The organism is Mesorhizobium ciceri biovar biserrulae, assembly GCF_001618845.1.
Lineage (GTDB): Bacteria > Pseudomonadota > Alphaproteobacteria > Rhizobiales > Rhizobiaceae > Mesorhizobium > Mesorhizobium ciceri.
In genome coordinates this window covers 2,307,998-2,327,246 of the sequence record NZ_CP015064.1, presented here as the reverse complement: position 1 = coordinate 2,327,246, position 19,249 = coordinate 2,307,998, and the positions used below count along the sequence as shown (strand labels likewise).

The window sequence follows — 19,249 nt, the reverse complement described above, 5'->3', positions numbered from 1 at the left end:
ATTTTGCGGAAGAGTTGAGCCTGACCTCTTCCCACCAGGATCAGCCGGGCAATGGAACGTTACAAATGTGATGAGGGAAGTCCAGTCCAAGGAAATTCTTGGTCCGCCGGGTTCTATCCCCCGACATTGCCCCGCAACACAGCCAGCACCTGCGCGAACTCCGCCACACGCTCGTCGGTCAATCCCACTCGCAGCCGCTTGTCGAAGACGAGCGCGGCCTTTCGCAGTGTCTCGAACATCGCTTCTCCGGCCTCGGTCAATTCGACCAGGTGAACCCGGCGGTTGACGGGGTCGCGGCGGCGCATCAGCAGGCCCTGCGCCTCCATGGCGTTGAGATGATGGGTCAGCGTCGCGCCCTGGATACCGATCATGCCGGCAAGCTCGCGCTGGTTGGCAAGGTTGCTCGACTTGACCGATAGCAGCGTGAGCCAGATCGGCAATGTACCTCCAGCCTCGACCAGGGCAGCATCGAAGGCCTGGGCAACCAGCTTGGCGGTTCGTCCGAGATTCATGCCGACTGGCGGGCGGTCAAAGGGTGTCATTGCAGGACCCTAGACGGTGTCATGCACGGATGGAACTGGCACGACTTATATATTGACATCTAACCATTCGATATCTAATCATCTAGAGATGGCGGGCTAAAGAGGAAATCCGGTCATGCAATATGTCTACATCGTCGTTATCGGTCTTCATGTCATGGCAGGCGTATTCTGGGCGGGCACGACCATCGCGGTCGGCCGTGACCCGGACATCCGGGCGGAACGGTTCTTCCGGCCGCAAATGGGCGCTGCCGGCCTGGTTTTCCTGACCGGCATACTGCTCTGGTATTTCTTTCACGAGGGTGTTTTCGGCTCGATGGAGAAGGTGCTGGCGCTGGGCATCGTGGCGGCCCTGATCGCCGCCGGCGTGCAAGGCGCGCTGGTAGGCTCAGCCAGCAGGCAGCTTGCCGGTGCTGATGCGGCAACGGAAAGGCAGTTGCGCGCGAAGATGACAAGAGGCGAGCGCATTGCCGGGGGGCTGTTGGTGCTGACAGTGCTGTGCATGGCCACCGCCAGAATGTTTTGAACGCCGCCACGCGGCACACCCTCACAGAATCGTGCGTTGTCTGGCGACGAGCCAATGACGTGCGGGCGCGCGGCCAGACCGAAGTACATGGGCTCTCGTACGCAGGTCCGGCCGCGCGCCATCGATCCTCGCAACGCCCAATTTCAGATCCGCAAGCCGAACCTGATGCCGTCGTAGATGGCGGCATGGATGTTGCGCGAGGCGACCGCGTCGCCGATGCGGAACAGTACAAAGCCGCCTTCTGGATTGCGCTTGGGGAAGATGTCGCCACCGCTCACCAGCCGTTCGTAGTCGACCGCACCGCCGTTCTTCGACAGAGGCTTCAGCGAGAGATAGAGATCATCGAGCGGCAACGTACCGTGCTCGACCACCACCTGGTCGACCCTGCGCTCGCCGCGCCAGCCATCGGCGAAATCCGATGCCAGTTCGGCGACCAGTTGGTTGCCCTCGCGGCGCACCGAACGCAGCCGCGTGTTGATGGTGATGCTGACGCCCTTTTCCTGAAAGGCGCGCATGTACGGCACATGGTTCATGCCGCCCATTTCCGGGGCAAAGAAACGTTCGGGCGAGACAAGTTCGAGTTTCGAGCCGGCATTGGCGATCAGTTCGGCGGCGCCCATGCCCTGATGGCCGCCATTGTCGTCATAGAGCAGTACATTTTCGGCCGGCTTGACGCTGCCGGCCATGATGTCCCAGCTTGAGGTGACAAGATTGTCGCCGCCCGTCAGCGGCGGGTTCTGCGGCAGGCCGCCGGTGGCGACCACCACCACGTCGGGTGACAGCGCCAGAACATCGTCCTTCTCCGCCCAGGTGTCGTAGCGGATCTCGACGCCGAGCCGGGCGAGTTCAGCCAGCCGCCAGTCGATGATACCGATCAGCTCCTTGCGGCGCGGATTCTGCGTCGCCAGTCGAATTTGGCCGCCGGCCTGGCTCGATGCTTCAAGCACCGTCACCTTGTGGCCGCGCTCGGCTGCGACCCGCGCAACCTCCAGCCCGCCGGCGCCGGCTCCGATGACCACGATTTTCTGCTTCGGTCCTTCGGTCTTGACGATGATATGCGGGATTTCGGCCTCGCGGCCAGTCGCGGCATTGTGGACGCAAAGCGCTTCGCCGCCCTCATAAATGCGGTCGAGACAATAGGTGGCGCCCACGCACGGGCGGATCTCATGCTCGCGGCCCTCCATCACCTTTTTGATGATGTGCGGATCGGCGATATGGGCGCGGGTCATGCCGACCATGTCGAGCTTGCCGGTGGCAATGGCGTGGCGTGCGGTGGCCACGTCGGATATGCGCGCCGCGTGGAAGGTCGGGAATTTCGTCGCCGCCCTCACCTCTCCGGCGAAATCGAGATGCGGCGACGAGCGCATGCCGGCCACCGGTATGACCTTGGTCAGCGCCGCATCGCTTTCGATCGAGCCGCGGATGATGTTGAGGAAATCGACCTTGCCGGAATTGGCCAGCCGCCCGGCGATCTCGATGCCCTCCTGTTTGGACAGGCCTTTTTCGAAATCTTCGTCAGCGACCATGCGGATGCCGACGACGAATTTCTCGCCGACCGACGCACGCACGGCATCAAGCACCATGTTGGTGAAGCGCAGGCGGTTGTCGAGCGAGCCGCCGAATTCGTCGTCGCGATGGTTGGTGGCCGGCGACCAGAAGCCGTCCATCAGATGGCCGTAGGATTCGAACTCGATGCCGTCCAGTCCGGCGGCCTGACAGCGCTGGGCGGCCGAAGCATAGTCGGCGACGATGCGCTCGATGTCCCAGTCCTCGATCGTTTTCGGGAATGCGCGATGCGCCGGCTCACGCACCGGCGAGGCCGAGAGCACCGGCAGCCAGTCGGCCTTGTTCCAGCCGGTGCGGCGCCCGAGATGGGTGATCTGGATCATCACCTTGCAGTCGTGCTCGTGGCAGGCATCGGCGAGCTCGGCCAGCCACGGCACGATCCTGTCGTCATAGACATGCAGATTGCCGAAAGCGGCCGGGCTGTCGCGCGAGACGATCGCCGAGCCGGCGGTCATGGTCAGCGCCATGCCTCCCCTAGCCTTCTCGGCATGGTAGAGCCGGTATCGCTGTTTCGGCATGCCGTCCTCGGAATAGGCCGGCTCATGGCTGGTCGACATGACCCGGTTCTTCAGCGTCAGATGTTTGAGCTGGTAGGGCTGGAGAAGCGGATCGTTGGAGGTCATCGTCTTCCTGCGGTTTCAAATTGTGCTAATGAGCGGCAAAATTCGTTTTCAAGCATGTCGTCCCGAACGCACTCCGGGCACATGCGACAAGGATTGAGCCCATGATCGACACCAAAACACTCACCCAGCTCGGCACCCACGTCGAGACGCCACAGAGCCCCGAAGCTGCGGTCCTGGAGACCGTACCGTTTTCGCGCGGCGACGGGCCGCCGGCGATCGTGCGCTTCACCTGCCCGGAATTCACCTCGCTGTGCCCGGTCACCGGCCAGCCGGACTTCGCCCATATCGTCATCGACTACGCACCCGATGCGGCTCTGGTGGAATCGAAGTCGCTCAAGCTGTTCATGACCTCGTTTCGCAACCATGGCGCCTTCCATGAAGACTGCACCGTCATGATCGGCCGCCGCATCGTGGCGGCAACCAAGCCGCTGTGGTTGCGCATAGGCGGCTATTGGTATCCACGCGGCGGCATTCCGATCGATGTGTTCTGGCAAACCGGCGCTCCGCCGGAAGGCGCCTGGCTCCCCGACACCGGGGTGGCGCCCTATCGCGGGCGGGGTTGAGCTCGCCCATCATTCGCACTGATATTGGCTGAGTGCCCATTCGCCGGTCACCGACAACAGGTCCGTGATCTTCCAGTCGCCATCGACCTTCTTGAATTTCCATTCCAGCCGGTGCGGGTTGCCCGATATGACGAAGGCGACGATGACCTTGGCCTGGTCACCGTTGATCGCCTCGAGCGTCTTCAGGCTCTTGTCGATCTCGGCCTTGTCGTAATCGGCATTGTCGAGCGCCATGTTGGGGTCGAGGCACTCGCCCTGCCCGGATTTGCGCAAGGCGTCGCTCTTGTCGAGCACGGTTTTGGCTGGATCGATGAAATGGCTTCGCTCGGCCGGATCGATCTCCAGCCCGACCTGATCGTAAAACGGCCGCACAACCGCGGTCGGCGAGCCCGGCTGGATCGGTGCGGCGGGCGCGGCTTCGGCCGGCGACCATCCAACCGGCGGCGTGGCCGGTTCTGCCGCTCCGCCCGGCGCATTTGCGGGCGGTGCAGCGCTGTCGCTCGGCTGGGTGTCGGCCGGGGCGTTTGCCGGCGGCGCACCCAACAAGCCTTGCGCGGCGGCGCCGCTCAGAGCCGCCAGCAGGCACACACCCGACAGTGCCACGAACCGGCGGTGGGCCATCGCTTCACTCCGGCGTCTGGCCGGCCATGCATTCCAGCGCGCTGAGCGTCCAGTCGCTGGTTTTGGAAGCGATGTCCGATATCTTCCACTTGCCGTCGATCTTCTTGAGCGACCAGAGCATTTCACGTTTGGAATCATCGCCTTCCGGAAACAGGCTGAAGGATGCCGTGACCTGTGCGTTGTCGCCATCCTGCTTCTCAGACAGTTTCAGCGTTTTCGAGACGGTTTTCTGATCGAAATCCTGAGCGTCGAGACCAGGATCGAAATCGATGCAGGCGACCTGGTCCGGGTTCTTTTTCGTTGCCTGGTCGTTCAGGTCGAACAGTTTCGTCACCGGTTCGGTGAACCGGTCCCGATATTGTTCGTCGGCCTCGAACTTGACCGCCGGGGCATAGAAGAACTTCACCGCGTCGGACGCCGGTCCGGCGACGGCTCCGGCCGGCAGGGCTATCGAAAGGGCGGCAACGATCACTGTCAGTCGCATGCAGAATCTCCGGCTTTTGACGGCTTGAGCCTATCAACACCACGTATCCTGCATATCGGCTTTTTTGCGGCTCATGAAGTCCTGCAGCACCTTGTTTCAGCCGTCCAGCCAGACGTTCTGAAGGTCCATCTCGAATGTCTGGTGGACACCATAGTTCTTCACCTTCTTGCTCATGTGGCTGTAGAGCTTCTGCCAGAAGGGCTGAATAATGACGCCCGAATCCTGCAGGATCTGCTCGACATCCTTCATGACCTCGCGTCGTTTCTCCACGTCGATGAGCGAAAGCGCCTGCTTGAGCTTGGCATCAAAATCGGGGTTGGAATATGCCGATTCATTCCAGGCCTCGCCGGTGCGATAGCCGAGCGCCAGCACCTGCACGCCAAGCGGGCGCATGTACCAGATCGTCATCGAATAGGGATATTTCGTCCAGTCGTTCCAGAAGGTCGAACCCGGCAGCACCGTGCGCTTCACCTTGATCCCGGCATCGCGCAACTGGCCGGCAATGGCGTCGCCGGTATTCTTTTGCCAATCGTCCTCGATGGTGATCAGCTCATGCTCGAAGTCGGCCTGTCCGGCTTCCGCCATCAGCTTCTTGGCGCCGGCGGCGTCGCGTGTCTTCTTGGGCAGCGCATAGTATTCCGGATGGATCGGGGCGACGTGGTGGTTTTCACCAGGGGTGCCTCGCCCGGCATAACCGAGTTCGAGGACCGCATTGTTGTCGACGGCCATTTGCAGGGCGTTGCGCACCCGCTTGTCGTCATAGGGCTTGTGGGTGATGTTGGTGCGGGCAACCAGCGTCGTCGCCGTCGCCACCTCCGATTTCACCAGATCCATCTTGTCGAGAATGTCGATGAAGTCGGCGGGCGACTCGAAATTGAGGTCGATCTCACCCGATTCGAACGCGTTCACGGTGGCGTTGAAATCGGTGCCGTAGTCGACAAACTCGACGCTGTCGAGCGGCGCTTCACCACCCCACCATTTGCCATTCTCACGACGCTTGACGACCGCCTTCTGGCCGACATCGTAGGAGACCAGTTCGAACGGTCCGGTGCCGATCGGCTTCTTGATCGGATCGGCACCGTCGGCATCGAAGCTGCGATGGACGACGAGCGCCGGATAGTCGGTGAAATTCGGGATCAGCGAAATGTCTGGTTCGCTTAACTTCAGCTTGACCGTATTGTCGTCGACCTTGGTGATCGCGCCATCCCTGGCCTTGCCGGTCTTTGCGTCGATCAGCGCGCCGACCCGGGCGGCCATGGAATTGCCGGCGACATTCTTCTCGCACCAGCGGGTCAGATTGTGAGCGACGTCATCGGCGTTGAAGGCATCGCCATTATTCCACGTGATGCCCTTGCGCACATGCAGCACGTATTCGGTGGCGTCGTCGTTGATATCCCAGCTTTCGAGCAGGACCGGCTCGAAGGTGAATTGCCTGGTATAGCGGACAAGCGGCTCCAGCCAGCAGCGCGAAATGTTCGCCAGTTCCACCCAGTCGTAAGTGCGCGGATCCTTCTGTCCCTTCACCGACATCGAGACGCGCAGCGTTCCGCCTTTCTTCGGCTCTTCGGCCAAGGCCCGATCCGGCACGGCAAGGCCGATCATGCCATAGGCAAGAGCCGTCGATGCGCCGAAGGCGCTTGCCAGCGCCAGGAACTCGCGCCGGTCGACACGACCCGCGCGTGCTTCGACCGCCATTGCCTCGATAGCGCTCGGCACGCGATCGCCACTGCTTCTGAAGAATGCCATTTTTTCCTCCCGTCTGGTTCCCTTTGATCTTGGTTCTTCGCCTCAACTGACGCTGTCCGGCAGCCTCTCCTCGCGCCGCGCGATGAAATCCATCAGGCCATCGGCGATGCCTTCGTCGAGCTTCGGCTCCTCGTAATCCGCCAGCATGTTGCGCGCCTTCTCGCGGCCGCGCGTGTCGTGGTCCTTCGCCCCTTCTGCCTTCCACTGTTCGAACGAATTGAAGTCCATGATCGAGGGCATGAAGAAGGCGGATTCGAAATGTTCCAGCGTGTGCTGGGTACCGAGGAAATGGCCCTGCGGTCCCACCTCGCGGATTGCCGCCATGGCTTCCTTGAAATCGTCGAACGGCAGGCCGCCGGCATATTTGTACCAGCCGATGAGCTGTTCGCAGTCGGTGGCGAATTTCGAATAGCCGCAGGTCAGGCCGGCCTCGAGCCATCCGGCGGAGTGCCAGATGTAGTTGGCGCCGGCGAGGATGGCGGCATGCATCAGCATGTTCGCCTCGTAACCAGCCTGGGCGTCGTTGAGCTTCGACCCGACATGGAAGCCGGAGGTGCGCCACGGCAGCCGGTATTTCCGCGCCAGCGCTCCCATCAGATACATCATCTGCGCCGCCTCGGGCGTGCCGCCCATCGGAGCACCGGTCTTCATGTCCACCGTGACCATGAACTGTCCGTAGATCTGCGGCGAGCCTGGGCGCAGCAGTTGCGTGAAGGCGACGCCCGCCAGCGCTTCCGCATTGACCTGTGCCACAGCGCCCACGGCGGACGCCGAAGTCGAGGCGCCGCACAGTGCAAAGGGTGCGAGGATCAGCGGCTGGTTGCTTCGCGCATAGACCTTCATCGCGTCCAGCATGGTGGCGTCCCACACCAGCGGCGAATTGCAGTTGGTGATCGACACCAGGACCGGATTGTCGCGGACGTAATCCTCTCCGAACACGATGCCTGCCATCGCCATCGTGTCTTCCGCCCGCTCCTTGGACGTGACGATGCCCATGAACGGCTTGTCGGAATGCTTAAGCGCGGAATGGATGATGTGGAGGTGACGCTTCGGTACCGCGATTTCCATCGGCTCGCAAATGACCGAACTCGATGAATGCAGCGCCGGCGCCATGTAGGCGAGCTTGTGGAAATTGTTGAGGTCGGCGAGCGTGCCGTAACGCCTGTTGTTATCGAGATCGCGAACATAGGGCGCGCCATACATCGGCACGAAGATGGTGTTGTTGCCGCCCACCCGCACCGTGCGCTGCGGATTCCTCGCATTGAGCGTGAACTCCGACGGGACCTTCGACACCAGTTCCATCAGCAGGGCCCGGTCGATCCGCACACGGGTTTCCGAGACATCCGCGCCCGCCGCCTTCCACAGTGCGATCGCCTCGTCGTCGCGGAACTCGCATCCCACCTCTTCGAGGATCAAGAGCGACTCCTCGTGGATCAGTTCGACCGCCTCATCCGGGACCATCTGGTAGACGGGGATCTGGCGGACCAGCGTCGGGAACGACGTTACGGGAGCTCCGCGCAGGGCCTTGCGCCCCAGGCGGCCGCCACTGCGGCGGTTGGCATGTTCGGTCACTTCGGGGGCCGGTGCGTTCATGGCAACTCCATTCCACTCATGAAGGAGCCTAGCGCGACAAAATGGTGATGTGACGCTGGAAAATCCTGATCTCTTGTATAAGCTCAGCTTATGCGAAGCTTGCGCCACCTTCTGCCTTCGGCCGGCAGCCTGATCGTCTTCGAGGCGGCCGGGCGGCTGTCGAGCTTCACCGCCGCCGGGCGCGAGCTGGGCATGACGCAGGCCGCCGTCTCCTATGCCGTGCGCGGACTGGAAGAACAGCTCGGCGCCAAGCTGTTCCAGCGCCGCCACCGCCAGGTGCTCCTGACCGAGGCCGGCGAGCGCTTCCATGCCGACGTCTCGCTCGGCCTTTCGCACATCCGCAAATCGGCGGAGGATCTGCGCCTGCAGGCGACCGGCGGTCATGTCACGCTGGCCGCCTCGACCGCGTTCGGCTCGTTCTGGATGATGCCGCGCCTGCAGCAGTTCCGTGACGAGCTGCCGGGCATCGACCTGCGTATCCAGACCGCCGACCGCGACCTCGACATCATCGCGGAAGGCATTCCCCTCGGCGTGCGCGGTGGCGCGCCGCGTGACTGGCCGGACTATCATTCGTTGCCGCTGGCTGACGAGGAGATATTTCCCGTCGCCGGCACCAGCTATGCGGCAAAGTTCGGCCTGCCCAGATCCGCTGCCGAACTGGCCACGCACCGCCTCATCCATCTGGAGGAGCCGTATCGCGAGGCGGCCAGTTGGGACGAATGGTTCCAGTCTGCGGGCGCCAATCTCAGCGATACCGCGCGCGGCCTGCGCATCAACGACTACGGCCTGGTGATCCAGGGTGTCATGGAAGGCCAAGGCATCGCGCTCGGCTGGCGGCATCTCGCCGAGCGGCTGCTGGCGTCGGGCCTGCTGGTGCCGGTGACGGATCATGTGCTGAAGACCGGCAAGGCCTTCTATGTCGTCTGGCCGAAGAACCGGGAGCTCAGCGACAACGCCCGCAAGGTGCGCGACTGGCTGGCGGCGCAGGCATAAGTCGTTTTCCACTGATCCACCGCTGGCGCAATTCTGCCCCTCCCGCTCGACGCGAATCCGCCTATAGTGCCGCCATGCCCATCCGCCAGCTTTCCGAAACGATGATCAACCAGATCGCCGCCGGCGAAGTCATCGAGCGTCCGGCGAGCGTGGTCAAGGAACTGGTCGAGAATGCGCTCGATGCCGGTGCTTCGCGCGTCGAGATCGTCACATCGGGCGGCGGGCTGAACCTGATCCGCGTCACCGATGACGGCTCCGGCATTCCCGAACGGGAGCTGGCGCTGGCGATCGCACGTCACTGCACCTCCAAGCTCACCGAGGATATCAACGACATTCGCTCGCTGGGCTTCCGCGGCGAAGCGCTGCCGTCGATCGGCTCGGTGTCGCGACTTTCGATCCGCTCGCGCACGGCAGCAAGCGACAGCGCCGCCGAGATTGGCATCGAGGGTGGCCGCGTCCTGCCTGTCAGGCCGGCGGCGGCCAATCGCGGCACCACGGTCGAGGTGCGCGACCTGTTCTTCGCAACGCCGGCCCGATTGAAGTTCATGAAGGGCGAACGCGCCGAAAGCTCGGCCACCAGCGATGTGGTCAAGCGCATCGCCATCGCCTTCCCCGCCGTGCGCTTCACGCTGGCCGGCTCGGACCGCTCGACGCTGGAATTGCCGGCGGCGGACGACAGCGCGGAAGGCAGCCTGCGTCGTGTCGCCCAGGTGATGGGCGCCGACTTTCCCGACAATTCCATTGCCCTCGACGCGATGCGCGATGGCGTGCATCTGACCGGCCACGTGTCGATCCCGTCCTTCACCCGCGCCAACGCGCTGCAGCAATATGCCTATGTGAACGGCCGCCCAGTGCGCGACAAGCTGATCGCCGGCGCCATACGCGGCGCCTATGCCGACGTCCTGCCGCGCGACCGCCACGCGGTGACGGTACTGTTCCTGACGCTCGATCCGGCCATCGTCGACGTCAATGTCCATCCAGCCAAGGCCGATGTGCGCTTCCGCGATCCCGGCCTTGTGCGCGGGCTGATCGTCGGCGCAATCAGGCAAGCACTGGCCGATGCCGGCGTCCGCGCCGCCACCACGGGTGCCGCCGGCATGATGGCGGCGTTCCGGCCAGGGGCCGCATCCTACGGCCACGGCGGACCGGCAAACGGCCACCGCAGCTACGACGCGGCCTACCGCGCGTCGGGCCCGTCCGACTTCGACGCGGCCCGATCGCCGCAGCGGCCGCTCGACATGGGCTTCGAAGGCTCGGGCTTCGAACATCGCGGTTTGCGTGAAAACGATCAGGCGGCGTTCGATGCCGGCCCGCTTGCCAGCGCCGATGCGCGCGCCGGACAGGATGAGGCGACGGAGACGCTGCTTGGCGCGGTGCTGGGCGCGGCGCGTGCGCAGGTGCATGAGAACTACATCGTCGCCCAAACCAGGGATTCGCTCATCATCGTCGACCAGCATGCGGCGCATGAACGGCTGGTCTACGAGGCGCTGAAGAATGCGCTGCACTCGCGCCCGGTGCCCTCGCAGATGCTGCTTCTGCCCGAGATCATCGACCTGCCGGAGGAGGATGCGGAGCGGCTTGCGCTGCATTCGGAAACGCTGGCCCGCTTCGGTCTCGGCATCGAGCGCTTTGGCCCCGGCGCTGTCGCGGTGCGCGAGACGCCGTCGATGCTGGGCGAGGCCAATGTCCAGCAATTGGTGCGCGACCTCGCCGACGAGATCGCCGACAACGACACGGTCGACACGCTGAAGGAGCGGCTGGACAAGATAGCCGCGACCATGGCGTGCCACGGCTCTGTGCGCTCCGGCCGCCTGCTCAAGGCCGAGGAGATGAACGCGCTGCTGCGGCAGATGGAGGCGACGCCCGGCTCCGGCACCTGCAACCACGGCCGCCCCACTTATATCGAACTCAAGCTGGCGGATATCGAACGGCTTTTCGGACGGCGATAGCTGCGGACGGATTGCGGGCCTATCGCTTCGCCGCTCGAGGTCGGCAGGTCAAGGAGGCCGGCCGACAATGTGGTCACCCGCGATTTTCGCCCAGCGGTCCGAGTAGCGCGATCGCAGCCGCCGTCAGCAGGAGGATCGCACCGGTGATTTCAGCCCAGCCGACCGCCTCGCCGAAGAGCCAGGCTCCTGCCGCCAAAGCGGTCAGCAAATAGCGTGCAGCCGCCAGCAGGAGCGGAGGCGCGTCATTGAGACCGAGCTTGATCGCGGCCCAGGTCAGCCCCCAGATCAGCGATATCACCGCGAAGAAGAAGAGGTTGCGAACCACCGATCGGCGCTCAGCGCAGTCCCCGACGATCGACAAGTATCCGATGGATTTCGATCCGCTCCGGCAGCTCGATCAGGAACTCGGCATCTCGGTCCAGATGATGGACTTTGGTCGGTTCGCCTTTGGTAAAGGCGGTCATCGCTTGCATGTCGGCCCAATACGAGATGGTTGTGAACCACGTCTCGGCATCACGGTCCTCGCGCAGCAATTGGACGCCAAGCGCCGTCTTCTCGAGGGGCGGAATACCCTCGGCACGCAGGTATGGCTCATAGGCGTCGGCGATGTCGCGGCGGGTGCGACCGCGCCAGATGCGCGCGATGGTCGGTTTGGTCGGCATGAGGTTCTCCTTCAGTCAGGCGGACAGCAAACTGGGCATAGCGGACGCCAGTTGTGATCAGCCGTGAACACCAGCCAGGAAATCGCGGACCAGCGGCAGCGCGTCGTCGAAATGTGTCTCGAGCAGCCAATGACCCGCCCCTTCGATCAGATGCAGTTCCGCATCGGGCAGATCGCGATGATAGGCCCGTGCCGACGCCGCGGGCATATAGCCATCCTCTGGCCCCCAAACGATCAGTGTGGGCGGATGGTGTTCACGCAAATAAGCCTGGTAGCGCGGAAACCAGGTGAGATTGGCTTCCAGCTTCTCCATCAGACCGACGGCGATCTGCCGACGAACCGGCGTGTTCATCAGTGGCCAGTGAAGGCTCCAGAGATCGGGCGGCACGCGCATGGCGACGTCGTCAGCCACTTCCCCGATGAACTCGGCCCGGAACCCGTCCTCACTTACCGCGGCCTCGAGCGGACGGTGCTTGCCGGGCGTCTTGTCGGTCCACCAGGCCTTGATCGTGGCGTATTTGGGTCCAAGCACGTCCTCGTAGATGTCGCCGTTCTGGATGATCAGGGCGCTGATCCGCTCCGGGTGCGAGATCGCATGCCGGAGTCCAATCTGCGAGCCATAATCGTGCAGCCACAAGGCGTAGCGTTGGAGACCGAATTCATCGGCAAGCTTGGAAAGCACGTCGCAATAGGCGTCGAAATCATAGCCGAAGGTGACCGGATCGGGTGTGCCGCTGTATCCGAAGCCAGGCCAGTCGAATGCAATCGTCCGCCAGCGGTCGGCGAGCGCCGGCATCAGTCGGCGGAATTGGAACGAAGAGCAGGGATAGCCGTGCGGCAAGAGCAAGACAGGTGCTTCTAACGGCCCTGCCTCGCGATAAAAAATGGATAGATCATCCAGTTGCATGCGTCGGTGCGCCGTTGCACCCGGCATTCGGACCTCCGTCGAACAAACCTCGGCTAAACGCGTTTGATCGAGGGATCGTTCCGAATGGCGGAAGCGGACGGTCGGCAATATTCATCTCTTCAAATTCACCACGATGACACCGCCCAGCGCCAGCGCGCCGCCGATTATGCCGAGCAGCGTGGGAACTTCGCCCAGCCAGAAGAAGCCGATCAGCGCGGACATCGGCGAGACCAGATAGAGGAAGTTGGAGGCACGTGCCGCCGGCAGACGCGACAGCGCGGTCGCCCAGGCGGCATAGGCGATGAGGCTGGGCACGATGCCGAGAAAGATGACGGCGCCGAGGCCTGCTGTGCCGGCGACCGCCGCCTGCGAAAAGGCCGACGGCAGGAAGGGCGCCAGGCATAGTGCGCCGAGCACCATGTTCGAAGCCGAAATGGTCAATGGATGATGGCGGGCAAACAGCGGCTTCTGGACGATGGTGTTGACGGCCGAGCACAAGGCCGAACCAAGCACCAACAGAGCACCGGTGTTGAACGACAGGCCATGCCCATCGGCCATGGCGATGATGCCTATGCCGGCGAAGGAAATCACCGTACCGATCCAGGCCACGCCTGAGAAGCGCTCGCCCAGCAATGCCATCGCCATGATGGCGGTGAAGATCGGGCTGACATTGATGATGAAGCCGGCGGCACCGGCCGAGACGGTCAGTTCGCCGAAATTGAGCATGACGGTGTAGAGCGCGACGAAGATGGCGCCGCCAAAGACCAGGCGCCACACTTCGTCGAGCCTTGGCAGCGCCGGGCGCTTGACGGCCAGGAAGATCGCCGCCGGCACAGCGGCGATGGCAAATCGCAACGCACCCAGTTCCAGTGGGCCGAAGGCGGCGAGACCGGCTCGGATAGCGGGAAAGGCGGAGGCCCAACCAACCACCGTCAGCGCCACCGCGATGGCTGCCGTGGTGTCCATTCGCTGTGTCGAATTCAACGTGCCCGTTATCTCGCTCATCTCACCGCCCTCGTATTTCTTCGGTCCTGAAAGGCAGAAAACGCCTTTTCACCCCGGTTGACAAACGACGAAATCGAGGATCACCTGTGACTATGGATCACAGCTCGGACACAATGGTGCCGCTCGAAACGCTGCGCGCCTTCGATGCGGCGGCGCGGACAGGCAGCTTTTCAGCGGCCGCCGAAAAGCTCAATATCACCCATGGCGCCGTCAGCCGGCAGATCGCCAAGCTCGAGGACTGGCTGGGATTGAAAGTCTTCGACCGTGGTGCGCGCGGCGTCTCGCTGACGATCGAAGGCAACAGGCTGCATCTGCGCACGGCGGAAGCCTTTGCGCTGATATCGACCCATTCCGACCGCTGGGTCGAGCCGCGTGGCACGGCGGTGGTGCGGCTGACCTCGATCCCCTCCGTCAGCGGGCTGTGGCTGATGCCGCGCATGGCGGCTCTGGAGAACAATCCCTCCAAGCTGCGCATCGTGCTCGATGTCGACATCCGCCAGGCCGACCTTGCCGATGAAGGCATCGACCTCTCGATCCGTTGTGGACGCGGCGGCATTCCGGGCCGCATCTCGGTGCAACTTTTCGAGGAACATGTCTTTCCCGTCGCGTCACCTGAGCTTGCCCGCGAGATCGGCCGCGGCGACCCTGCCCGGCTGCTCAAATATCCGCTGATCAATGATTCCGACGCGTCGGCCTGGCGCGCCTGGTTTGCCGCGCAAGGCATGGATTACCGCCCGCGCCCGCAGGACCGCCGCTTCGAGGACTACAATCTGGTGCTCGACGCCGCCGCCTATGGGCTGGGCATCGCGCTGGCCCGCCCGCCGCTGACCGGACATCAATTACAATCGGGCCGCATCACTCCCGTCGATGAGCGCACAGCCCTCAACCCGGTATCCTACTGGCTCGACCGGCCGATGGGGCGGCCGCGTGCCGCCGCCGCCGACCTCGCCCGCCGCATCGCAGCAGAGGCCGGGCTGGCCCAGGACAAGATCGAGGCGTTTATCGAAGCCGAGCGATAGGCCTTCCGGACCTATATGGAAAACCGGCCGATTCGAAGCTCAACGAAGCAACAACAAAACGAACCCAAGGATCACCGCTCCCAGCAAACCGGCCACTATCGAAACAAAGCCAATTTTCACCAGCAACTGCTCAGGGTTCGGCACCGCACCATGGGATTGATTGGCCGGCCTGTACCTGCCCGCCGGCGTACCCAGGGCGGCAGCGTTGCGCGGGATTGGAGCCTGCGGCGGGATAAGCGACAGCAATGACAGCCCCGCAACCTTGGCGGAGGCATTGTCATTGGCGGTTGTCGAAGGCGGCAAGAAGGCTCGCAGCGTTTCGGCTTCGGGTTTTGCCTTTCTCGCCACGACTGTTGCCAACGCCGCCTCTTCGCCCGTCTCAAGCTGGGCAAGATAGGCATCGACGATGCCAGCGGATGCGATCTGCTGCGATTTGACGGCCATCGGCGCCGCCGGCAAAATCAACAGCGCCGGCGCTGTCTGCTGCGCGAGCAGAGACGGCGCCGGCGGTTGGACCAGCGCCTTGACCAGTGCCGTCATCACTGGATCAGCCTGCCCCGAGGGCACGGCTTGCGGCGTCATCACTTCCCTAAGCAGGGCGGGAAGACGAGTGGAGGAAACGTCCATTGCGGCCCACCAACGACATTTTTCCGCTTCACAATAAGCGTTCAGCATTGTCTCAGGCTTGTCTCATGCTTGACCTCGCCGGGAATTTATGGCGATGAAATCCTCATGAACCCTGGCGTCCCCGCATGATGAACCGTTTCGAAGGCCCCGGCGGCAAGGAAGCCCGCATCCGCTACCTGGATGGCGACTTCCAGGTTACCAGCCCCGGCGCGTTCGTGCGCTGCGCGGTGACAGGCGAAAGCATTCCGCTCGACGAGTTGAAGTACTGGAGCGTCGCAAGGCAAGAGCCCTATATCAGCGCCACCGCCTCGCTGCGCCGTGAAATCGAGATGCATCCGGAGCTGCGTAAGCGCAGTTAACCCTTCAGCTTGCGCTGGCGCCAGGCATCGAGCGTCTCGTCGATGATGCGCTCGGGAACGTGATCGAGTTCGAAGACCGTGTCGATCTCCAGCACCTCGAGCCGGTCGAGAAAGTCCTGTGAGGCGCCGTGGCGCAGCCGGGCGGCGTCCTTGGCGGTGGTGATGAGCACCAGCCCCTCAGTGCGTGCGGTCGCCGCCAGCTCGGCAAGTTCGTCCTCCGCATAGAAATGATGGTCCGGAAACGGCCGCGTCAATGCCAGTTCGCCGCCGGCCTCGCGCACCGTGTCGAAGAATTTCTCGGGATGGCCGATACCGGCGAAGGCGAGGAACCGCTTGCCGGCAAGCCCTGCCTTGCCGCTTGGCTCTGTATGGGCCTCGAAGATCGCCCGGCCGGCGCGTGCCGCCTGGCGGACCACGCTGTCGGCGGCAGTGCCCTCGCCCATTTTCAACAGCCCGCTGGTGAAAACCAGCTGGTCGACGATTTTGGCCCTGAGCGGCCCCCCCGGAATGACGCGGCCGTTGCCGATCCCGTAGCGCGCATCGACCACGACCAGCGCATAGTCGATGTGGATGCGGGCGCTCTGGAAGCCATCGTCCATGATCAGGAAATCGCAGCCATTCCGTTCCAGCAGCAGCCGGGCGCCGGCGGCGCGGTTCGGCGTCACCGCCACCGGCGCGTGTTCGGCGAGCAGCAGCGGTTCGTCGCCGACATGCCGGGCGCTGTCGTGGTCGATATCGACCACGTGCGGCTCGGCGAAGGAGCCGCCATGGCCGCGCGACAGGAAGCCTGGTTTCAGATGCATGCGCTTGGCCTGCTTGGCGAGCGCGATGGCCACCGGTGTCTTGCCGGTGCCGCCAACCGTGAAATTGCCGATGCACAGAACAGGCGCTTCGATCTTCTCACGCTTGGCCCGCCGCATGCCGCGGCCGGCGGCAGCCGCATAGATGGCCGACAGCGGCGACAGTGCCAGGACCCGCCAGTCCGGCTCCTCCCACCAGAATGGTGGTGCTTCCGAGGCCACGCTAGCGCCCGTTCGCGCCCTTCAGGCGCGACTTGACGACCAGCGGCTGGATGTAGGGCTCAAGCGATTTCAGCGTACGCGCCAGCGCACCGCGCATCTCGTCGACGGTCGCAATGCCTGCCGCCATCATCTCGTGGCGCGCCACTTCGTTGGTCAGGAGGAAATTGACGGCGCCGGCCAGCATGTCGCGATCGCGCACCAGCTTGGCGCCGCCGCTGTCGAGGAGACGCTGGTAGGCCTCGCGAAAATTCTGCACATTGAGCCCGGCGAGAACCGCCGTGTCGAGCATGGCCGGCTCCAGCGGGTTCTGGCCACCCTCGGAGGTAAGCGAGCGGCCGACGAAGGCTATTTCCGTCAGCCGGAGATAGAGCCCCATCTCGCCGATCGTGTCGCCAAGCAATATGTCGGTGTCGGCCGTGATCCTGTCGCCCTTGCTGCGCCGCGCGACCTTCAGGCCCATGCCGGAAATCTGCGCCGCAAGCGCCTCGGCGCGATCGGGATGACGCGGAACGACGATGGTCAGAAGACCATGGTGGCGCTTGTGCAGCGTCGCGTGGACTTCAGCCGCGACCACTTCCTCGCCGTCATGGGTCGAGATCGCCGCCCAGGTCGGGCGCGTGCCTATCTGCCGCCGCAGTGTCGCCAGCGCCCGTTCGTCGACCGGAGGCGGCGACGTGTCCACCTTGAGGTTGCCCGACACCGTCACCGGCCGCGCGCCGAGCGCGAGAAACCGCTCGCCATCGACATCCGACTGCGCCACGACGTGAGCCAGGTTCTCGAACAGCGCCTCGGCGATGTTGGCGCGTTTCTTCCACGATTTGAACGAGCGGTCGGACAGCCTGCCATTGACCAGCACCTGCGGCACGCGTCGCGCGCCAAGCTCGAGGATGGTCATCGGCCAGATCTCGGATTCGGCGATGATTGCCAGATCCGGCTGCCAGTGATCGAGGAACCGGCTGACCGCCGGCTTGAGGTCGAGCGGTACATATTGATGGATGATGCGGTCACCGAGCCGCTCTTCGGCGACCTGCGCCGAGGTGACCGTGCCGGTCGTCAGCACGATGTTGACGCCGTAGTCGAGGATGCTTTCGACCAGCGGCACGACGGCTATGGTCTCGCCGACGCTCGCGGCATGGATCCAGATCACCGGCCCGTCGGGGCGCGCGCGGCCGGCGACGCCATAGCGCTCGCGGCGGCGGTAGCGGTCTTCCTTGCCGCGCGAGGTGCGCCAGGCAACGTAGGGCCCGACCAGCGGATAGGCTGCCGCACCCGCGAATCGGTAAGCCGACAGCATGGCCCGTGCCCAGCGGCCGCTCATCGCGGAGCATCCACGAGACGGTAAGCCTCGGCGGTCGCGGCATTGAGCGCTGTCGTCACTTCCTGGCGCTTGCGCTCCATTTCGGCGTCATCGGCGCCGGCCGCCACGAAGATCGGCTGGCCGATGACGATCGACGAACGGCCGAACGGCAGGTTGATGGTGGTCTTGTCCCAGCTCTTCTCCAGCACCTTGCGGCGGCTGGTGGTGATGGCGACGGGCACAAGCGGCCGGCCCGAGAGGCGAGCCAGGAGAACGATACCAAGTCCTGCGTCTCGCGGCGTGCCGTGCGGAATATCTGCGATCATGGCGACGTTCTTGCCGACGGCGAGCGACTTTTTCAGGGCGATAAGCGCTTTTGCCCCACCCTTGTCGAGGTGCCTGGCATTTTCCCGCCCGCCCGAGCCGCGCACCGCCTCGATGCCGAATTTTTCCAGCATCAAGGCGTTGAGCTCGGCATCGGCGCTGCGCGAAACCATGGCGACCAGCGGCTTACGCTTGGGATAATAGGCAGGCGTCAGCAGATGCTGGCCGTGCCACAAGGCGATGATGCCAGGCTCGAACTCGGTATAGGCACCGCCCGAAAACCGTGCCGATCCCTCGACGACGCGATTGGTGAGGCGCACGAAGCGGACGAACTGGGCGAACAGGCTGGCGATGGCGTTCTTGACGAATCGCGACTGCGCAAGCGGTTGGCGAATCTTGCGCCAGAAGGCCTTGGTCGTGCGGCTGCGTCCCCTGCCCGTGGGCGCGGCATCGCTTGCTGGCCCTTTCGCCAGGTCATGCTCCATCGAAGTCAACCGGCAGCCTTGTTGTCGGGGTCCAGCAGCCGGTGCAGATGAACGACGAAGTAACGCATGTGAGCGTTGTCCACGCTGGCTTGCGCCTTGGCTTTCCACGCCGTGTGCGCGGATTGATAGTCGGGATAGATGCCGACGATGTCGAGCCCGTCGAGATCGCGGAATTCGGTGCCGCCAAGCTTCTTCAGTTCGCCACCGAACACCAGATGCAAAAGCTGTTTCTTTCCGTCTTCCGCGGCCATGTCGGTCCTTCACATATCGTGAGTTTGTCACAGGTCTAGACCAAAGCCGCCGACTTTGGAACCTTTAGGGCGAGATGAATTCATCTCGC

The 19,249-nt window shown here is 63.7% G+C and carries 21 protein-coding genes; 6 read left to right on the top strand and 15 right to left on the bottom strand.

Features of this window, described 5'->3' with window-relative positions:
- Nucleotides 1–113 precede the first annotated feature (113 nt).
- On the bottom strand, nucleotides 114–542 hold the full coding sequence (locus A4R29_RS10545; protein WP_063171868.1) for a MarR family winged helix-turn-helix transcriptional regulator: 429 nt from the start codon (nucleotides 540–542) through the stop codon (nucleotides 114–116).
- Nucleotides 543–657: 115 nt separating this feature from the next.
- On the opposite strand from A4R29_RS10545, the gene A4R29_RS10540 reads away from it, so the two are divergent.
- On the top strand, nucleotides 658–1,065 hold the full coding sequence (locus A4R29_RS10540; protein ID WP_063171867.1) for a hypothetical protein: 408 nt from the start codon (nucleotides 658–660) through the stop codon (nucleotides 1,063–1,065).
- A gap of 143 nt (nucleotides 1,066–1,208) precedes the next feature.
- On the opposite strand, the gene A4R29_RS10535 is transcribed toward A4R29_RS10540, so the two are convergent.
- Nucleotides 1,209–3,254, bottom strand: coding sequence for an NADH:flavin oxidoreductase (locus A4R29_RS10535; protein ID WP_063171866.1), 2,046 nt, complete (start codon nucleotides 3,252–3,254; stop codon nucleotides 1,209–1,211).
- A gap of 101 nt (nucleotides 3,255–3,355) precedes the next feature.
- On the opposite strand from A4R29_RS10535, the gene queF reads away from it, so the two are divergent.
- Complete coding sequence (gene queF / locus A4R29_RS10530) at nucleotides 3,356–3,817, top strand: preQ(1) synthase (RefSeq protein ID WP_063171865.1); 462 nt, start codon at nucleotides 3,356–3,358, stop codon at nucleotides 3,815–3,817.
- A 9-nt stretch (nucleotides 3,818–3,826) separates the two neighbouring features.
- Here queF and A4R29_RS10525 read toward each other — a convergent pair whose 3' ends face one another.
- The 4 genes from A4R29_RS10525 to A4R29_RS10510 all read right to left on the bottom strand — a co-directional run bounded on the left by A4R29_RS10525 (nucleotide 3,827) and on the right by A4R29_RS10510 (nucleotide 8,261).
- On the bottom strand, nucleotides 3,827–4,438 hold the full coding sequence (locus A4R29_RS10525) for a YqhG/Tai3 family protein (RefSeq protein WP_013532329.1): 612 nt from the start codon (nucleotides 4,436–4,438) through the stop codon (nucleotides 3,827–3,829).
- A 4-nt stretch (nucleotides 4,439–4,442) separates the two neighbouring features.
- On the bottom strand, nucleotides 4,443–4,922 hold the full coding sequence (locus tag A4R29_RS10520; protein ID WP_027163240.1) for a DUF3828 domain-containing protein: 480 nt from the start codon (nucleotides 4,920–4,922) through the stop codon (nucleotides 4,443–4,445).
- 96 nt (nucleotides 4,923–5,018) lie between these two features.
- Nucleotides 5,019–6,668 (bottom strand): ABC transporter substrate-binding protein, encoded by a 1,650-nt coding sequence (locus tag A4R29_RS10515; RefSeq protein ID WP_027163239.1) that lies wholly within the window; start codon nucleotides 6,666–6,668, stop codon nucleotides 5,019–5,021.
- A gap of 42 nt (nucleotides 6,669–6,710) precedes the next feature.
- Nucleotides 6,711–8,261, bottom strand: a complete 1,551-nt coding sequence (locus A4R29_RS10510) for a trimethylamine methyltransferase family protein (RefSeq protein ID WP_013532332.1) — start codon at nucleotides 8,259–8,261, stop codon at nucleotides 6,711–6,713.
- Nucleotides 8,262–8,351: 90 nt separating this feature from the next.
- On the opposite strand from A4R29_RS10510, the gene A4R29_RS10505 reads away from it, so the two are divergent.
- Both A4R29_RS10505 and mutL read left to right on the top strand, forming a co-directional pair.
- Entirely contained in the window at nucleotides 8,352–9,254 is a 903-nt protein-coding gene (locus tag A4R29_RS10505; RefSeq protein ID WP_013532333.1) for a LysR substrate-binding domain-containing protein, read from the top strand.
- Between the two features lie 74 nt (nucleotides 9,255–9,328).
- Nucleotides 9,329–11,203 carry a DNA mismatch repair endonuclease MutL gene (gene mutL, locus A4R29_RS10500; RefSeq protein ID WP_063171864.1) on the top strand — a complete coding sequence of 625 codons (1,875 nt, stop codon included), beginning with the start codon at nucleotides 9,329–9,331 and terminating at the stop codon, nucleotides 11,201–11,203.
- Between the two features lie 73 nt (nucleotides 11,204–11,276).
- Here mutL and A4R29_RS10495 read toward each other — a convergent pair whose 3' ends face one another.
- The 4 genes from A4R29_RS10495 to A4R29_RS10480 all read right to left on the bottom strand — a co-directional run bounded on the left by A4R29_RS10495 (nucleotide 11,277) and on the right by A4R29_RS10480 (nucleotide 13,776).
- Nucleotides 11,277–11,528, bottom strand: coding sequence for a hypothetical protein (locus A4R29_RS10495; protein WP_082827555.1), 252 nt, complete (start codon nucleotides 11,526–11,528; stop codon nucleotides 11,277–11,279).
- A 10-nt stretch (nucleotides 11,529–11,538) separates the two neighbouring features.
- A complete protein-coding gene (locus A4R29_RS10490) occupies nucleotides 11,539–11,865 on the bottom strand; it encodes an antibiotic biosynthesis monooxygenase family protein (protein ID WP_027163236.1) in 327 nt (108 codons plus the stop codon).
- Between the two features lie 57 nt (nucleotides 11,866–11,922).
- A complete protein-coding gene (locus A4R29_RS10485) occupies nucleotides 11,923–12,798 on the bottom strand; it encodes an alpha/beta fold hydrolase (RefSeq protein WP_063171862.1) in 876 nt (291 codons plus the stop codon).
- Nucleotides 12,799–12,882: 84 nt separating this feature from the next.
- Nucleotides 12,883–13,776, bottom strand: a complete 894-nt coding sequence (locus tag A4R29_RS10480) for a DMT family transporter (RefSeq protein WP_063171861.1) — start codon at nucleotides 13,774–13,776, stop codon at nucleotides 12,883–12,885.
- Between the two features lie 92 nt (nucleotides 13,777–13,868).
- Between A4R29_RS10480 and A4R29_RS10475 the strand changes: the two genes are divergently transcribed.
- Nucleotides 13,869–14,795, top strand: coding sequence for a LysR family transcriptional regulator (locus tag A4R29_RS10475; RefSeq protein ID WP_013532339.1), 927 nt, complete (start codon nucleotides 13,869–13,871; stop codon nucleotides 14,793–14,795).
- 39 nt (nucleotides 14,796–14,834) lie between these two features.
- On the opposite strand, the gene A4R29_RS10470 is transcribed toward A4R29_RS10475, so the two are convergent.
- On the bottom strand, nucleotides 14,835–15,422 hold the full coding sequence (locus A4R29_RS10470; RefSeq protein WP_063171860.1) for a hypothetical protein: 588 nt from the start codon (nucleotides 15,420–15,422) through the stop codon (nucleotides 14,835–14,837).
- 125 nt (nucleotides 15,423–15,547) lie between these two features.
- On the opposite strand from A4R29_RS10470, the gene A4R29_RS10465 reads away from it, so the two are divergent.
- Nucleotides 15,548–15,781: a DUF2093 domain-containing protein gene (locus A4R29_RS10465; RefSeq protein ID WP_013532341.1), complete on the top strand. Its 234-nt coding sequence runs from the start codon at nucleotides 15,548–15,550 to the stop codon at nucleotides 15,779–15,781.
- Here the strand turns inward: A4R29_RS10465 and lpxK are convergent.
- The 4 genes from lpxK to A4R29_RS10445 are packed head-to-tail and all read right to left on the bottom strand — an operon-like array spanning nucleotide 15,778 to nucleotide 19,160.
- Nucleotides 15,778–16,803 carry a tetraacyldisaccharide 4'-kinase gene (lpxK, locus tag A4R29_RS10460; protein WP_013532342.1) on the bottom strand — a complete coding sequence of 342 codons (1,026 nt, stop codon included), beginning with the start codon at nucleotides 16,801–16,803 and terminating at the stop codon, nucleotides 15,778–15,780. The genes A4R29_RS10465 and lpxK overlap by 4 nt on opposite strands.
- 1 nt (nucleotide 16,804) lies before the next feature.
- A complete protein-coding gene (gene waaA / locus A4R29_RS10455; RefSeq protein WP_063171859.1) occupies nucleotides 16,805–18,121 on the bottom strand; it encodes a lipid IV(A) 3-deoxy-D-manno-octulosonic acid transferase in 1,317 nt (438 codons plus the stop codon).
- Nucleotides 18,118–18,909: a lysophospholipid acyltransferase family protein gene (locus A4R29_RS10450; protein ID WP_013532344.1), complete on the bottom strand. Its 792-nt coding sequence runs from the start codon at nucleotides 18,907–18,909 to the stop codon at nucleotides 18,118–18,120. Before A4R29_RS10450 ends, waaA begins: the two co-directional genes overlap by 4 nt.
- A gap of 5 nt (nucleotides 18,910–18,914) precedes the next feature.
- A complete protein-coding gene (locus A4R29_RS10445; protein WP_013532345.1) occupies nucleotides 18,915–19,160 on the bottom strand; it encodes a DUF4170 domain-containing protein in 246 nt (81 codons plus the stop codon).
- Nucleotides 19,161–19,249 lie beyond the last annotated feature (89 nt).

Coding starts and splice junctions, on each gene's coding strand:
- A4R29_RS10545 (WP_063171868.1), bottom strand. CDS start 542: ATGACACCCTTTGACCGCCCGCCAGTCGGCATGAATCTCGGACGAACC.
- A4R29_RS10540 (WP_063171867.1), top strand. CDS start 658: ATGCAATATGTCTACATCGTCGTTATCGGTCTTCATGTCATGGCAGGC.
- A4R29_RS10535 (WP_063171866.1), bottom strand. CDS start 3,254: ATGACCTCCAACGATCCGCTTCTCCAGCCCTACCAGCTCAAACATCTG.
- queF (WP_063171865.1), top strand. CDS start 3,356: ATGATCGACACCAAAACACTCACCCAGCTCGGCACCCACGTCGAGACG.
- A4R29_RS10525 (WP_013532329.1), bottom strand. CDS start 4,438: ATGGCCCACCGCCGGTTCGTGGCACTGTCGGGTGTGTGCCTGCTGGCG.
- A4R29_RS10520 (WP_027163240.1), bottom strand. CDS start 4,922: ATGCGACTGACAGTGATCGTTGCCGCCCTTTCGATAGCCCTGCCGGCC.
- A4R29_RS10515 (WP_027163239.1), bottom strand. CDS start 6,668: ATGGCATTCTTCAGAAGCAGTGGCGATCGCGTGCCGAGCGCTATCGAG.
- A4R29_RS10510 (WP_013532332.1), bottom strand. CDS start 8,261: ATGAACGCACCGGCCCCCGAAGTGACCGAACATGCCAACCGCCGCAGT.
- A4R29_RS10505 (WP_013532333.1), top strand. CDS start 8,352: ATGCGAAGCTTGCGCCACCTTCTGCCTTCGGCCGGCAGCCTGATCGTC.
- mutL (WP_063171864.1), top strand. CDS start 9,329: ATGCCCATCCGCCAGCTTTCCGAAACGATGATCAACCAGATCGCCGCC.
- A4R29_RS10490 (WP_027163236.1), bottom strand. CDS start 11,865: ATGCCGACCAAACCGACCATCGCGCGCATCTGGCGCGGTCGCACCCGC.
- A4R29_RS10485 (WP_063171862.1), bottom strand. CDS start 12,798: ATGCCGGGTGCAACGGCGCACCGACGCATGCAACTGGATGATCTATCC.
- A4R29_RS10480 (WP_063171861.1), bottom strand. CDS start 13,776: ATGAGCGAGATAACGGGCACGTTGAATTCGACACAGCGAATGGACACC.
- A4R29_RS10475 (WP_013532339.1), top strand. CDS start 13,869: ATGGATCACAGCTCGGACACAATGGTGCCGCTCGAAACGCTGCGCGCC.
- A4R29_RS10470 (WP_063171860.1), bottom strand. CDS start 15,422: ATGGACGTTTCCTCCACTCGTCTTCCCGCCCTGCTTAGGGAAGTGATG.
- A4R29_RS10465 (WP_013532341.1), top strand. CDS start 15,548: ATGATGAACCGTTTCGAAGGCCCCGGCGGCAAGGAAGCCCGCATCCGC.
- waaA (WP_063171859.1), bottom strand. CDS start 18,121: ATGAGCGGCCGCTGGGCACGGGCCATGCTGTCGGCTTACCGATTCGCG.
- A4R29_RS10450 (WP_013532344.1), bottom strand. CDS start 18,909: ATGGAGCATGACCTGGCGAAAGGGCCAGCAAGCGATGCCGCGCCCACG.
- A4R29_RS10445 (WP_013532345.1), bottom strand. CDS start 19,160: ATGGCCGCGGAAGACGGAAAGAAACAGCTTTTGCATCTGGTGTTCGGT.